Below are 16,538 nucleotides of genomic sequence, written 5' to 3' on the forward strand. Positions count from 1 at the left end.
CTGCTGGAGGTGTTGGGGCCGATCACCCCGCAGCGGCCGTCTATTCCGTTCTACTCCACTGTTACGGGCGGACTGCTGTCGGAGCCGGTGCTGGACGCCGGGTACTGGTACCGCAACCTGCGAAACCCCGTCCGTTTCGAGGAGACCGTTCGCGCACTGGTCACCGACGGCTTCGGCACCTTCGTGGAGTCCAGCGCCCATCCGGTCCTGACGATCGGCACCCAGGAGACCGCGGAGGCGGCGGGCGTCGACGTCCTCGCCGCCGGGTCTCTGCGCCGCGACGAGGGCGGCCTGGAGCGCTTGCTGACGTCGGCCGCCGAACTCTTCGTACGCGGTGTCGACATCGACTGGGCCGCCCTCTTCGAAGGAACCGGCGCCCGGCTGACCGACCTGCCCACGTACGCCTTCCAGCGCACGCACCATTGGCTCACCTCCGGCGCCGCCGACGAACAGCCGGACGCGCCCCCCGCCGACACCGCCGAGACCCTGCTCAGCCGCGAGCTCCGCGGCCGCTCCGAGAGCGAGCAGCTCGACCACGTCCTGGAACTGGTGCGCGTCCACGCGGCCGGGGTGCTCGGCTACCCCACAACCGAATCCGTCACCGCCGAGCACACCTTCAAGGAGCAGGGCTTCGAGTCCGTCCAGGGCATCGAGCTGCGTAACAGGCTCCGGGCCGCGACAGGACTGCGCCTGCCCACCACCCTCATCTACGACGCCCCGACCCCGCTCGCCGTGGCCCGCATGATCCGGGACGCGGCCGCCGCCGAGGCGGGCGGCGCGCCCGCCGCCGCTCCCGGGCAGCGTCGCGAAACGCAGCCGGTGGAGGACGGGGACGCCCTGGCGATCGTGGGGATGGCGTGCCGGTTCCCGGGTGGGGTGGGTTCGCCGGAGGCCTTGTGGGAGTTGGTGTCGTCGGGTGTGGATGCAGTGTCGCCGTTCCCGGGTGACCGTGGGTGGGACGTGGAGTCCTTGTTTGATGCGGAGCCTGGTGTTCCGGGGCGTACGTATGTGCGTGAGGGCGGGTTCCTGCATGAGGCGGGGGAGTTCGATGCGGACTTCTTCGGTATTTCGCCGCGTGAGGCGGTGGCGATGGATCCGCAGCAGCGGTTGCTGTTGGAGACGTCGTGGGAGGCGTTGGAGCGGGCGGGCGTCCCGGCTTCCTCGCTGCGCGGGTCCCGCACCGGCGTCTTCGTCGGAGCCATGTCACAGGAGTACGGACCCCGGCTCTACGAGCCCGCACAGGGTTACGAGGGCTACCTGCTCACCGGTAACACGGCCAGCGTCATGTCCGGCCGCATCGCGTACGCCCTGGGTCTGGAGGGTCCGGCGGTGACGGTCGACACCGCCTGCTCGTCCTCCCTGGTCGCCCTGCACCTGGCCGCCCAGTCCCTGCGCTCCGGCGAATGCGACCTCGCCTTCGCGGGCGGCGTTTCGGTGCTGGCCGCACCCGGTCTGTTCGTGGAGTTCTCGCAGCAGCGGGGGCTGGCGGGTGATGGCCGGGTGAAGGCGTTCTCGGACGCGGCGGACGGCACGGGCTGGGCCGAGGGTGTGGGGATGCTGCTGGTGGAGCGGCTGTCGGATGCGGTGGCTCGGGGTCATCGGGTGCTGGCGGTGGTGCGGGGTTCGGCGGTGAACCAGGACGGTGCGAGCAATGGGTTGACGGCGCCGAACGGTCCGTCGCAGCAGCGGGTGATCCGGGCGGCGTTGGAGAGTGCTGGTCTGGGTGTGGCTGATGTGGATGTGGTGGAGGCGCATGGGACGGGGACCCGGTTGGGGGATCCGATCGAGGCGCAGGCGTTGTTGGCGACGTATGGGCAGCGGCCCAAGGGTGGTGAGCCGTTGTGGTTGGGGTCGTTGAAGTCGAACATCGGGCATGCGCAGGCGGCTGCGGGTGTGGGTGGTGTCATCAAGATGGTGATGGCGCTGGAGTCGGGGAAGCTGCCGAAGACTTTGCATGTGGATGCGCCGTCGTCCCAGGTGGACTGGGAGTCGGGTGCTGTTTCTCTGTTGGTGGAGGAGCGGGCGTGGCCGGAGGTGGGGCGTCCGCGTAGGGCGGGTGTGTCGTCGTTCGGGGTGAGCGGGACGAACGCGCACGTGATCCTGGAGCAGGCCCCGGTGGTGGCCGAGCCGGTGGTGGAGTCCGCTGGGCGGGAACTGCCGGTCGTTCCCCTCGTCCTCACCGCCAAGTCCGAGACCGCGCTCGACGAGCAGTCGTCTCGTGTGTCGAGCGCACTGGAGCGCGGGGACGCCGGCCTGTTGGACGTCGGGTTCAGCCTCGCCACGGGCCGGTCGGTGTTCGAGCACCGGCGGGTGGTGCTGGGTGACACGACGGTCGACGGGGTGGCCGTGCCGGGTGGTCGTCGGGTGCTGGTCTTCCCGGGGCAGGGGACGCAGTGGGTGGGGATGGGTGCGGGGTTGCTGGAGTCGTCCCCGGTGTTTGCGGATCGGTTGCGTGAGTGTGCGCAGGCGTTGGCGCCGTTCGTGGACTTCGATGTGGTGGAGGTGGTGCGGGAGGGGCGTTCGCTGGACCGGGTGGATGTGGTCCAGCCGGTGACGTGGGCGGTGATGGTGTCCCTCGCGGAGCTGTGGCGGTCGCTGGGTGTGGTGCCGGATGCGGTCGTCGGTCACTCGCAGGGCGAGATAGCCGCCGCTGCTGTCTCCGGGGCACTCTCGTTGGAGGATGCGGCCCGGGTGGTGGCTCTTCGTGCCGCGGTGATCGGCCGGGAGCTGGCCGGGCTCGGCGGTATGGCGTCGATTCCGCTGCCTCAGGCTGAGGTAGAGGTCCGGCTCGCGGGATGGGCTGGGCGGCTGGGTATTGCCGCCGTCAACGGGCCGTCCAGCACGGTGGTCGCCGGTGACGCGGATGCCATCGTGGAGTTCGTCGCTGCGGCGCAGGCCGAGGACATCCGGGCCCGTCAGGTGCCGGTGGACTACGCCTCGCACTCCGCGCACGTGGAGCGGATCGAAGCCGAGCTGCTGGAGGTGTTGGGGCCGATCACCCCGCAGCGGCCGTCTATTCCGTTCTACTCCACTGTTACGGGCGGACTGCTGTCGGAGCCGGTGCTGGATGCCGCCTATTGGTACCGGAACCTGCGTCAGCCCGTGCGGTTCGAGGAGACGATCCGTTCTCTGGTGGCCAAGGGCTTTGGCACGTTCATCGAGTCGAGTGCGCACTCGGTTTTGACGATGGGCGTTCAGGAGACCGCCGATGTCCTGGCGGGTGGTTCCCTGCGTCGTGATGAGGGCGGCTTGGAGCGTTTCCTCATCTCTGCCGCGGAGCTGTTCGTGCGCGGTGTGGATGTCGACTGGGCGGCTGTGTTCGAGGGGACGGGTGCCCGGCGGGTGGATCTGCCGACGTATCCGTTCCAGCGTGCCCATTACTGGATGGAGCCTTCCGCTCCCGCCACCTCTGCCCCTGCTTCTCTTGCCGGTGTCGATTCCTGGCGTTACCGGCCGGCCTGGAAGGGTCTGGCCGGTGGTTCTTCGTCCCGGCTCGACGGCCGGTGGCTCCTGGTCGTCCCGCAGGGTCTCGACCCGGACATGGTCGAGGCCGCCGAGGCGGCGCTGGCCCGTCATGGTGCCCGCACCGAGCGGCTGGCCGTCGACCCGGCCACCGCCACCCGCAGCGAACTCGCCGGACACCTGACCGGTTTCGGCGACGACCCCCTCACCGGAATCCTCTCCCTCTTCTCCCTCCTCCTTTCGCCCGAGGCGCTCCCCGCGACCCTCGCGCTCGTCCAGGCCGCTCAGGACGCCGCCCCCGCCTCCGCCCGCGTCTGGGCCCTGACGCGCCAGGCGGTCGCCGTATCCCCCCGTGAGCTCCCGGCCGACATCGGCGCCCAGGTGTGGGCCTTCGCCCGGGTCGCCGCCCTGGAACTGGCCACCCTCTGGGGCGGCGTCATCGACCTCCCCGCCCGGCCCGACACCCGCGACTGGGACCGGCTGGCCGCGGTCCTCGGCCGTACCGACGCCGAGGACCAGGTGGCCGTCCGAGCCTCCGGGACGTACGGGCGCCGCATCAGCCGCGCTGCCGCCACCGCCGCTGTCGCGGCGGACGAAAGCCGCTGGCGCGCCCGTGGCACCGTCCTGGTCACCGGCGGTACCGGCGCCCTCGGCGCCCACGTGGCGCGCTGGCTCGTACGCAACGGGGCCGAGCACCTCGTCCTCACCAGCCGGCGCGGCGCCGAAGCGCCCGGGGCCCAGGAACTGGCCGCCGAACTGCGCGCCTCGGGCGCCGACGTCACCCTCGCGGCCTGTGACGTCTCCGACCGCAGCGCGCTCGACGCGCTCCTGGACGCCCACCCGCCGACCGCCGTCTTCCACACCGCCGGCGTCCTCAACGACGGCGTGATCGACACGATCTCCGGCGACAGCTTCCGCGAGATCGGCGCCCCCAAGGCCGATGCGGCCCGCCACCTGCACGAACTGACCCGCGCGCGGGGGCTCGTACCCGACGCGTTCGTCCTCTTCTCCTCCGTCACCGGCACCTGGGGCAACGGCGGCCAGGCCGCCTACGCCGCCGCCAACGCCTCGCTCGACGTCCTCGCCGAGCTGCGGCGGGCCGAGGGCCTGCCCGCGACCTCCGTCGCCTGGGGGCTGTGGGGCGGTCCCGGCATGGCCGAAGGCGCGGGCGAGGAGAGCCTGGGCCGCCGCGGCATCAAGGCGATGGATCCCGAGGAGGGCATCGAAGCCCTGCACCGGGCGCTCGACCAAGGGGACGTCTGCGTCACCGTCGTGGACGTCGACTGGGCGGAGTTCGCCCCCCGCACCGCCGCCCTCCGCCCCGGCCGCCTGTTCGACACGGTGCCGGAGGCCCGGCGCGCCTTGGAGGAGGAGCGCCGACGGGCCGCCGCGGACTCCGCCGCCGGACCCGCCGACGGACTGGCCCGGCGGCTGGCCGGACTCCCGGAAGCCGAACGCAGCCGGGTCCTCGTGGAACTGGTCCGCGCTGAGGCCGCCACCGTCCTGCGGCACCCCGGCACCGACGCCGTCCGGCCCGACCGGGCCTTCAAGGACGCCGGGTTCGACTCCCTCACCGCCCTCGAACTGCGCAACCGCCTCAACCGGGCCACCGGGCTGAACCTGCCCGCCACCGTCGTCTTCGACCGCCCCAGCCCGTCCGTGCTCGCCGCCCACCTGCTCGGCACGCTCCTGGGCGCGGACCCCGTCGCCGCGCCGGCCGCGGCTCCCGCCACCGCTGCCGCCGACGAGGACGACCCCGTCGTCATCGTCGGCATGGCGTGCCGCTTCCCGGGCGGCGCCGACAGCCCCGAAGCGCTGTGGGACCTGGTCATGGACGAGCGGGACGTCATCGGGGCCGCGCCCGTCGACCGCGGCTGGAACCTGGACGACGTGTACGAGCCCGACCCCGAGGCCGGCCGCCGCGGTACGACGTACGTCCGCGAAGGCGGCTTCCTGCACGAGGCCGCCGAGTTCGACTCCGACTTCTTCGGGATCTCGCCGCGCGAGGCACTGGTCATGGACCCGCAGCAGCGGCTCCTCCTGGAGACCTCCTGGGAGGCGCTCGAACGGGCCGGCATCGACCCCCGGTCGCTGCGCGGAACCCGCACCGGCGTCTACGCGGGCCTCACCCACCAGGAGTACGCCTCCAGGCTCCACGAGGCCTCGGAGGAGCACGAGGGACACCTGCTCACCGGAAAGTCCGCGAGCGTCGTCTCCGGCCGTATCTCCTACGTACTCGGCCTGGAAGGCCCCTCCCTCTCCGTCGACACGGCCTGCTCGTCCTCCCTGGTCGCCCTGCACCTGGCCGCGCAGGCCGTCAGGGCCGGTGAATGCGACCTCGCGCTCGCGGGCGGTGTCACGGTCATGGCCGCACCCGGTCTCTTCGTCGAGTTCTCCCGCCAGCGCGGCCTCGCCCCCGACGGCCGCAGCAAGGCCTTCGCCGACGCCGCCGACGGCACCAGCTGGGCGGAGGGCGCCGGCATGGTCCTCGTCGAGCGGCTGTCGGACGCCCGGCGCAACGGACACCCGGTACTCGCCGTCGTCCGCGGCGACGCCGTCAACCAGGACGGCGCCAGCAACGGCCTGACCGCCCCCAACGGCCCCTCCCAGGAACGCGTCATCGCCCAGGCGCTGGCCAACGCCCGCCTCGGCGCGGAGGACGTCGACGTCGTGGAGGCGCACGGTACGGGCACCCGGCTGGGCGACCCGATCGAGGCGCAGGCGCTGCTCGCCACGTACGGCCGGCGCCCCGCCGAGCGGCCGCTGTGGCTCGGCTCGCTCAAGTCCAACATCGGCCACCCGCAGGCGGCGGCCGGGGTGGGCGGCGTCATCAAGATGGTGATGGCGCTCAGGCACGGCATGCTGCCCAGGACCCTGCACGTCGACGCGCCGTCCTCGAAGGTGGACTGGAGCGCGGGCGCCGTCTCGCTCCTGACCGAAACCCGGAAGTGGCCCGAGCGCGACCGGCCCCGGCGCGCGGGCGTCTCGGCGTTCGGGGTGAGCGGGACGAACGCGCACGTGATCCTGGAGCAGGCGCCGGCCGCCGAACCGGTGGCCGCAGCGGCGGCGCGCGAACTGCCGGTCGTACCGCTGGTGGTGTCGGCCAGGACGGCCGCCGGTCTGCGCGAGCAGACCGAACGGCTGCGCGAACGCCTGGAGCGCGAGGACGTCCGGCTGCTGGATGCCGGGTTCACGCTCGCTTCGGGCCGGTCGGTGTTCGAGCACCGGCGGGTGGTTCTGGGTGACACGACGGTCGACGGGGTGGCGGGTGAGACCGGCCGTCGCGTACTGGTCTTCCCGGGGCAGGGGACGCAGTGGGTGGGGATGGGTGCGGGGCTGTTGGAGTCCTCGCCGGTGTTCGCGGATCGGTTGCGGGAGTGTGCGCAGGCGTTGGCGCCGTTCGTGGATTTCGATGTGGTGGAGGTGGTGCGGGAGGGGCGTTCGCTGGACCGGGTGGATGTGGTCCAGCCGGTGACGTGGGCGGTGATGGTGTCCCTGGCGGAGCTGTGGCGGTCGCTGGGTGTGGTGCCGGATGCGGTCGTCGGTCACTCGCAGGGCGAGATCGCCGCAGCCGCCGTCTGCGGCGCGCTGTCGTTGGAGGATGCGGCGCGGGTGGTGGCGCTCCGTGCTGCCGTGATCGGGCGTGAGCTGGCGGGGCTGGGGGGTATGGCGTCGGTTCCGTTGCCGTTGGCGGAGGTCGAGGCCCGGCTGGATGGCTGGGCGGGCCGGCTGGGTGTGGCGGCGGTGAATGGTCCGTCGAGCACGGTGGTGGCCGGTGACGCCGATGCCATCGCGGAGTTCGTTGCCGCGGCGCAAGCGGAGGACATCCGGGCCCGCCAGGTGCCGGTGGACTACGCCTCGCATTCCGCACATGTGGAACGGATCGAAGCCGAGCTGCTGGACGTACTGGGCCCGGTCACGCCGCAGCGGCCGGTGGTCCCCTTCTACTCGACCGTCACCGGTGGGCTGCTGTCTGAGCCGGTGCTGGACGCCACCTACTGGTACCGCAACCTGCGCAACCCCGTCCGTTTCGAGGAGACCGTTCGCGCACTGGTTGCCGACGGGTTCGGCACGTTCGTGGAGTCCAGTGCGCACCCGGTCCTGACCATGGGGATCCAGGAGACCGCCGATGTCCTTGCGGGTGGTTCGCTGCGCCGCGACGAGGGCGGCCTGGAGCGCTTCTTGGTCTCCGCCGCTGAACTCTTCGTGCGCGGTGTCGACATCGACTGGGCCGCCCTCTTCGAAGACACCGGCGCCCGGCTGACCGACCTGCCCACGTACGCCTTCCAGCGCTCCCACTACTGGGCGCCGACCTCCCCCGCCGGTGTCGGCGACGCCGCCGCCGCACGGTTCGGCATGGACTGGGAGAGCCACCCGCTGCTCGGCGGCGCCCTGCCGCTCGCCGCGAGCGGGGAGGTGCTGTTCGCCGGGCGGATCTCGCGGGCCGAGCAGCCGTGGACCGCCGACCACGCCGTCTCCGGCCGGACCCTGCTGCCCGGCACGGCCTTCGCCGAGCTGGCCCTGCACGCGGCCGCCGCGACCGGTTCGCCCGGGCTGGAGGAACTCGGCCTCGAAGCACCCCTCGTCCTTCCCGGCCGGGGCGGCGTCCGGATCCAGGTACGGGTCGCGGCCCCCGACGAGAGCGGGCGCCGCCGGGTGACCCTGCACTCCCGCCCCGAAGACGACGACGCCGAGTGGACGCGGCACGCCGACGGCGTCCTCCGCCCGGCCGACGCCGCCCCCGCCGTCCCGGCCGCGGCCGGATGGGCCGTGGCGGCGGCCTGGCCGCCGGCCGGCGCCGAGCGCGTGGAACCGGACGAGGTCTACACGCGGTTCGCCGACCTCGGCTACGAGTACGGGGAAGTCTTCGCCGGGATCGACTCGCTGTGGCGGCGCCCAGGCGAGGTCTTCGCCGAAGTCCGCCTCCCCGCCCGGGCCCGCGCCGACGCAGCCCACTACGGCGTGCACCCGGCCCTGCTGGACGCCGCGCTCCAGCCCTGGCTGGCCGGTGAACTCCTTGACGTGCCCGCCGGTTCCGTTCTGCTCCCGTTCGCCTGGCAGGGCGCCACCCTGCACGCGGCGGGCGCCGACGCGCTGCGCGTGCGCCTGGCGCGGACCGGCGAGGGCGCCGTCTCGCTGGAGGCCGTCGACCTGACCGGCGCACCCGTGCTCACGCTCGACGCGCTCGTGATGCGGCCCGTCCCCCGGGAGCGGCTGGACGCGCTGCTCGGTGCGGCAGACGCGGACCTGCCCCTGTACCGGGTCGACTGGCGGCGCGCCGCCCCCGTGCGGGAGCCGGCCGTGCGCACCGCAGTGGTGGGACCGGACCCGCTGGGCATCGCGGAACCCGCCGCCGCCCACCACCCGGACCTGGGCGCGCTGGTGGCGTCCCTGGACGCGGGCAGCCCCGCGCCGGACGCCGTCGTCGTCACCTTCCCGGCCCCGGCCGGGACCGCCGCCGTCGTGCCCGCACCCGGTGCGGTACGCGAACTCACCGCGCGCGGCCTGGCCCTGGTCCAGGAGTGGCTGGGGCAGGACGAGCGGCTCGCCGCGACCCGGCTGGTCGTGCTGACCGAACGGGCCGTCGCCACCGCGGCCGGGGAATCCCCGGCCGGACTGGCGGCCGCCGCGCTGTGGGGCCTCGTACGCTCCGCGCAGAGCGAGCACCCGGCCCGGTTCACCCTCGTCGACACGGACGGCACCCCGGCATCCGCCGCGGCGCTGCCCGGGGCACTCGCCGCCGGGGAACCGCAGCTCGCGTTGCGCGACGGCCAGGTGTACGCGCCGTCCCTGAGCCGGGCGGCGGTCCCCGCCGGGCCCGCGCGGGGGGTCGATCCCGAGGGGACCGTGCTCGTCACCGGTGCCACCGGCACGCTCGGCCGGCTCGTCGCCCGCCACCTCGTCACCGCCCACGGCGCCCGGCACCTGCTGCTCGTCAGCCGCAGCGGAGCCGCCGCCGAGGGCGCCGCCGCGCTCGAAGCGGAACTGACGGCCCTCGGCGCCCGGGTGGAGATCAGTGCCCTCGACACGGGCGACCGCTCCGCCACGGAAGCACTGCTCTCGGGCATCCCCGCCGCACATCCGCTGACCGCAGTGATCCACGCCGCGGGCGTCCTGGACGACGGCGCCGTCACCGCGCTCACCCCGCAGCGGCTGGACACCGTCCTGCGGCCCAAGGCGGAGGCCGTCCTGCACCTGCACGAGCTCACCGCCCACCTGCCGCTGTCCGCGTTCGTGCTGTTCTCCGGCGCCGCCGGCCTCCTCGGCCGCCCCGGCCAGGCCAACTACGCCGCCGCGAACACCTTCGTGGACGCCCTGGCCCAGCACCGCCGGGCCGCCGGGCTGCCCGCCGTATCCCTCGCCTGGGGCCTGTGGGGCGAGGCCAGCGGAATGACCGGACACCTCTCCGACACCGACCTGCGCCGCATGCGACGCTCCGGCATCGCCCCGATGGACAACGAGCAGGGCCTCGCGCTCTTCGACCGGGCCCTCGCCGCCCGCGACGACGACGCCCTTCTCGTACCGCTGCGCCTGGACGTCCCGGCCCTGCGCCGGGAGCGGGCCGCCCACGGGCCCGACGCGGTACCGGCCCTGCTACGGGCCCTGGTCCCGGCCCCCGCCGGGACGCCGCGCGCCGCCGCGACCGCACCCCCCGCCGGTGCCGCCGGCCAGGACGGTGCGGGCGGCGCGGCGCAGGCCCTGGCCCTGCGCCTCGCCGGGCTCGACGCCGCCGCCCGCGGCCGGGAACTGCTGGCCCTGGTCCGGACGGAGGTCGCCGCCGTACTCGGCTTCACCGGCCCCGACGCGGTCGAACCCGCCCGGGCCTTCCGCGAGATCGGCTTCGACTCGCTCACCGCCGTCGAACTGCGCAACCGGCTGAACGCCGCCACCGGCCTGCGGCTGGCCGCCGCGGTCGTCTTCGACCACCCCACCGCACAGGCCACCGCCGAGCACATCGACGCGGAACTCCGCGCCGCCTCCGAAGGCGGCAAGGAGGCGGGCGAAGCGGCCCTCGCCGGGCTGGCAGCCCTGGAGGCGGCCGTCGCCGCCATGGCCGCCGACGACATCCGCCGCGAGACGCTCCAGCGGCGGCTCGGCGCACTCGTCGCCGCCGCCGGCGGCTCCCCGGCGGCCCCCGCCGCCGGCACGGACCCGAACCAGGCCGTCGCCGGAGCACGGCTGGACTCGGCCGACGACGACGAACTTTTCGCCTTCATCGAGGAGCAGCTGTGACGGGCACCCCCACCTCCGACACCCCCACCCCCGCCTCCGGTGACGGCGGCCCCGACAACTCGGCGAAGATCAGGGACTACCTCAAGCGGGTCACCGCCGAACTCGTCAGCACCCGCGAACGGCTGCGCACCGCCGAGGAAGCCGCCCGCGAGCCCATCGCGATCGTCTCGATGAGCTGCCGCCTCCCCGGCGGGGTGCACACCCCCGAGGCCCTCTGGCAGCTCCTGGAGTCGGGTACCGACGCGATCTCCGGCCTGCCCGGGGACCGCGGCTGGGACCTCGACGCGCTCTACGACCCCGACCCCGGGGCCCCGGGCACCAGTTACGCCCGGGAAGGCGGCTTCCTCCACGACTGCGCCGACTTCGACCCGGACTTCTTCGGCATCTCCCCCCGCGAGGCCCTCGCCATGGACCCGCAGCAGCGCCTGCTGCTGGAGACCGCCTGGGAGGCCTTCGAACGCGCCGGCCTGACCCGGGACGACGTCCGCGACAGCCGCACCGGCGTCTACGCGGGCGTCATGTACGACGACTACGGAGCACGCGTCCCGCACACCCCCGGCGCCCGCATCCCCGAAGGCCTGGAGGGCTACCTCGTCAACGGCAGCGCGGGGAGCGTCGCCTCGGGCCGCGTCTCCTACACCTTCGGCCTGCGCGGACCGGCCGTCACCGTCGACACCGCCTGCTCCTCCTCGCTCGTCGCCCTGCACCTCGCCGCGCAGGCCCTGCGGGCCGGGGAATGCGACCTGGCGCTCGCGGGCGGAGCGACCGTGCTGTCCACGCCCACCATGTTCATCGACTTCTCCCGCCAGCGCGGGCTCGCCGCCGACGGCCGTTGCAAGGCCTTCTCCGACTCCGCCGACGGCACCGGCTTCGGCGAGGGCGCCGGCATGCTGCTGCTCCAGCGGCTGTCCGACGCCCGCCGCGAAGGCCGTACCGTACTGGCCGTCCTGCGTGGCTCGGCCGTCAACCAGGACGGGACCGGCGCCGGCCTCACCGCCCCCAACGGGCCCGCCCAGCAGCGCGTCATCCGCGCCGCCCTGAAGAACGCCGGGCTCACCGCCGACCAGGTCGACGCCGTCGAGGCGCACGGCACCGGCACCAGCCTCGGCGACCCCATCGAGGCGCACGCCCTGCTCGCCACGTACGGTCAGGCCCGCCCGGCCGGACAGCCCCTGCTGCTCGGCTCGCTCAAGTCCAACATCGGGCACGCGCAGGCCGCCGCCGGCGTGGCCGGCGTCATCAAGACGGTCCTGGCCCTGGGCCACGGTGTCCTGCCCAAGACGCTGCACGCCGAGGCGCCGTCCCGACAGATCGACTGGACCGCGGGCGCGGTCAGCCTCCTCACCGAGCGCACCCCGTGGCCCCGGCGCGCCGACGGTCCCCGCCGTGCCGGGGTCTCCGCGTTCGGCGCCAGCGGCACCAACGCCCACGTCATCCTCGAAGCCGACGAGCAGCCCGCCGGTGCGGGTGCGGGTGCGGGTGCCGGTGCCGGTGCCGATTCCGGTGCGGGTGCCGGTGCCGACGGACCGGCCGGCCGCCCGCCCCTGCCCGCCGTCACGGCCTGGGCGCTCTCCGGGCGCGACGTGGCCGCCCTGCGCGCCCAGGCCCGCCGGCTCGCCGACCACCTGGCGGCCCGGCCCGTGGACCCCGCCGCCGTGGCGGCCGTACTCGCCCACCGGCGCACCGCCTTTCCCGAGCGTGCCGTCGTCCTCGGCGAGGACCGCGACACCCTGCAGCGCGGCCTGGAGTCCCTCGCCCGCGACGACCGGCCGGACGCCGGTCTGGTGCTGACCGGCCGGGCCGCCGCCGGCAGCCGCCGTACCGCCTTCCTCTTCACCGGCCAGGGCAGCCAGCGCCCCGGCATGGGGCGCGAGCTGTACGCCGCCGAGCCGGTCTTCGCGGCCGCCCTGGACGAACTGTGCGCCGCCTTCGACAGCCACCTGGAACGCCCCCTGCGCACGGTCATGTTCGCCGCTGCCGGGTCGCCGGACGCCGCGCTGCTCGACCGCACGGAGTACACCCAGCCCGCCCTGTTCGCCCTGGAAGCCGCCCTCCACGCGCTCGTCACCTCACGCGGCGCCCGCCCCGACGCCGTCGCGGGCCACTCGGTCGGCGAGATCACCGCCGCCTACGTGGCCGGTGTCTTCCCGCTCCCGGACGCCGCCCGGCTCGTCGCGGCCCGGGGCCGGCTGATGGGCGCACTGCCCGGGGGCGGCGCGATGGCCGCGCTGGCGGCGAGCGAGGAGGAGGTACGTCCGCAGCTCGCGGGCCGGGAGGCGCGGATCGACCTCGCCGCGGTGAACGGGCCGGCCGCCGTCGTGGTCGCGGGCGACGAGCCGGACGTGGCGGAACTGGTCGAGCACTGGAAGAGCCGCGGCCGCGCCGCCAAGCGGCTGACCGTCAGCCACGCCTTCCACTCGCCGCACATGGACGGCATGTTGACACAGTTCGAAACGATCGCTCGCGGTCTCGAATACCACCCGCCCAAGATTCCTGTCATGTCGAACCTGACCGGACGGCTCGCCACCGGCGACGCCCTGCGCACCGCGGACCACTGGGTCCGCCACGCGCGCCGTCCGGTGCGCTTCCTGGACGGCGTCCGCGCCCTGCGCGCCGAAGGCATCGACAGCTTCCTGGAACTGGGCCCCGACGCGGTCCTCACCGCGATGACCCGCACGATCACCGACCACGACGAGAACCACGACCAGAACCGCACCGGGAGCCACGACGCCGGGCACTCCGGTGCGGCCGCCGCCCCCGTGGTCACGATCGCCGTGCAGCGCCGCCGCAAGCCCGAGGCGCGGGCCTTCGCCGAGGCCATGGCCGCCGCCCACGTCCACGGGCTCGGCGCCGAGACCGCCCCCGCCCCCCGGCCCGCCGTCGGCGCGGCCCTCGCCGCGCAACTGCCGACCTACGCCTTCCAGCGCTCCCGGTACTGGCTCGACGCCCCGGCCCCCGCGCACCAGGACGGCGGCCTGGCCGCCGCCGGGGTCGACACCGCCGGACACCCGCTGCTCGCCGCCCGCGTCGAACTCCCCGAAGCCCAGGGCACGGTGTGGACGGCGACCCTGTCCACCCGCACCCACCCCTGGCTCGCCGGGCACACCGTCGCCGGGCGCGTCGTCGTCCCCGGCACGGCCCTCCTCGAACTCGCCCTCACGGCCGCCTCCGCCACCGGGGACCGGGTCGCGGAACTCACCTTCGAGAGCCCGCTCGTGCTGCCCGACGAGGCACCCGTACGGCTGCGCGTCCACCTCGGCGCCGCCGACGCCGACGGCGCCCGCCCGCTGCGGATCCACTCCGCCGCGGCCGGCGCCCGGCCCGGCTCCGACGACTGGACCCCGCACGCCACCGGCCGCACCGCGCCCGCCCCGGCCGCACCGCAGGACGCCTTCGCCGGGCTCACCGGCGTCTGGCCGCCCGAGGGCGCCGAACCCGTCGCCGTCGAGGCCGAGTACGAGCGGTTCGCCACCGCCGGAATCGGGTACGGGCCCGCGTTCCAGGGCCTGCGGGCCGCCTGGCGCAGGGGCGACGAAGTCTTCGCGTACGCCGCCCTGCGCCCCGAGGAGAGCGCCGACGCCGCCGGCTACGGCGTGCACCCCGCCCTCCTGGACGCCGCCCTGCACGCAGTCACCGCCACCCGGCCCGACGCCCACGGGCTCGTGCCGTTCTCCTGGACCGCAGCCGCCCTGTACGCGCCCGGCGCCGACGCCCTGCGGGTACGGATCACCCCGGCCGGGCCCGACGCCTACGCCGTGAGCGCCGCGGACACCGAGGGCCGGCCCGTCTTCGCCGCGGCCTCGCTGGCCCTGCGCCCGGTCCGGACCGACCGGATCGCCGCCGCCACCACCGGCCCCGCGCCGCTGCTGCGGCCCGTCTGGACCCCGCTGCCCGCCGACGCGGGACAGCCCGCCGGGACCGAGTGGCTGCTGCTCGGCGACGCCGCCCCGGAGCTGGTCCGCGCCCTCGCCGCCGCCGGAGCGTCCGTCCGGATCCGGCCCGACGCCGGGGCGCCGTTCGCCGACGTACCGGCCGGGCCCGTCCAGGCCGTGGCCGACCTGCGCGGCGAAGACGGCCCGCAGACCGTGGGCCGCCGCGCCCTCGCCCTGGCCCAGCAGTGGCTCGCCGCCGACCGCCCGGCCGGGTCCCGGCTGACCGTCCTCACCCACCGGGCGGTCACCACCGGCCCCGGGCAGCCCGTCACCGACCCGGCGGCCGCCGTCGCCTGGGGCCTGATCCGCTCCGCCCAGACCGAACACCCCGGCCGGTTCGCCCTCGTCGACACCGATGAGCAGGCCGCCTCGTACGCGGCCCTGCCCGCCGCCCTGACCCGGGCGGACGGCGCCGACCAGCTCGCCGTCCGGGCCGGCACCGCGCACACGCCGGGCGTCGTCCGCGCCCCCGCGGCTCCCGGGGCACCCGCCTGGGACACCGGCGGCACGGTCCTCGTCACCGGCGGCACCGGCGGCCTCGGCTCGGCCGTGGCCCACCGGCTCATCACCGAACACGGCGTGCGCCACCTGGTGCTGACGAGCCGGCGCGGCCCGGACGCCGTCGGCGCGCCCGCACTCGCCGCCGCACTCACCGAAGCCGGCGCCGAGACCGTCGAGCTCGCCGCCTGCGACACCGCCGACCGCACCGCCCTCGCGGCGCTCCTCGAACGGATACCCGCCGACCGGCCCCTCAGCGCGGTCGTCCACACGGCCGGCGTCCTCGACGACGGCCTGCTCACCGCGCAGGACCCGGCGCGCCTCGAAGCCGTCCTGCGGCCCAAGGCCGACGCGGTCCGCGCCCTCCACGACCTGACCCGGGACCTGGAACTCGACGCGTTCGTCCTGTTCTCCTCCGCCGCCGGACTCCTCGGCAGCGCCGGACAGTCCGGTTACGCCGCCGCCAACGCCTACCTCGACGCCTTCGCCTCCTGGCGCCACGGCCAGGGCCTGCCCGCCGTCTCCCTCGCCTGGGGACCCTGGGCCGGCGCCGGCATGGCCGGCGCCCTCGGCGACGCGGATGCGGCCCGGCTGCGCCGCAGCGGCATCGTCGCGCTCCCCCGAGCGGAGGCGCTCGACCTCTTCGACGCCGCCTGCGCCCGTGCGGACGCCGTCCTGCTGCCCCTGCGCATCGATCCCGCCGCTGCCCGCGAGGCCCTGCCGCCCGTGCTGCGCCCGCTCGCCGACCGCCCGGAAACCCGGCGCGCGGCAGGGGCGGCCCGAGCCGGGTCCCCGGGCGGGGACGGCGGTGCCGGGGAGCCCCGGCCCACGCTCGCCGACCGGGTCGCCGGTCTGCCCCGGGCCGAACGCTCCGCGCTCGTCCTGGACCTCGTACGGACCGAGGTCGCGGCCGTACTGGGCTACGCGGGCCCGGCCGAGGTCGGCGTGAACCGCAGCTTCCGGGAAGCCGGCTTCGACTCGCTCACCGCCGTCGAACTGCGCAACCGGCTCAGCGCCGGGACCGGCCTGCGGCTGACGGCGACCCTCGTCTTCGACCACCCGACCCCGCTGGCCCTCGCCGAACACATCGACGGCGAACTCCCCGGCGCGGAAGCCGCCGTCCTCGACCTCATCGGCCGGCTCGGCGAAGCGACGGCCCTGGCCGACCTGGACGAAGGCGCCCGCAGGAAGGTCGCCGACCGGTTGTCCGCCCTCCTGGCCGGACTCGGCACGGCCCCCGCCCCGGCGGAGGCCGTTCCCTCCGGCGCTTCCGACGACAACGACAACGGCACCGGCACCGGTACCGGCACCGTCACCGAACTGCTCCATTCCGCCTCCGACGACGAACTGTTCCAGCTGCTCGACAGCGGCTTCCGCGCCATCTGAAGCCCTGCACCGAACACCTCCAGGGGA

General features: G+C 75.1%; 2 protein-coding genes. Both read left to right on the plus strand.

The window, feature by feature from the left end; genetic code table 11:
- On the plus strand, window positions 1–10,695 hold a 10,695-nt coding region (locus ACWGH1_RS23890), incomplete at its 5' end, for an SDR family NAD(P)-dependent oxidoreductase (RefSeq protein ID WP_453408987.1).
- On the plus strand, window positions 10,692–16,511 hold the full coding sequence (locus ACWGH1_RS23895) for an SDR family NAD(P)-dependent oxidoreductase (RefSeq protein ID WP_453408988.1): 5,820 nt from the start codon (window positions 10,692–10,694) through the stop codon (window positions 16,509–16,511). The genes ACWGH1_RS23890 and ACWGH1_RS23895, both read left to right, overlap by 4 nt.
- Window positions 16,512–16,538 lie beyond the last annotated feature (27 nt).

Source organism: Streptomyces sp. NPDC054883, assembly GCF_053610645.1.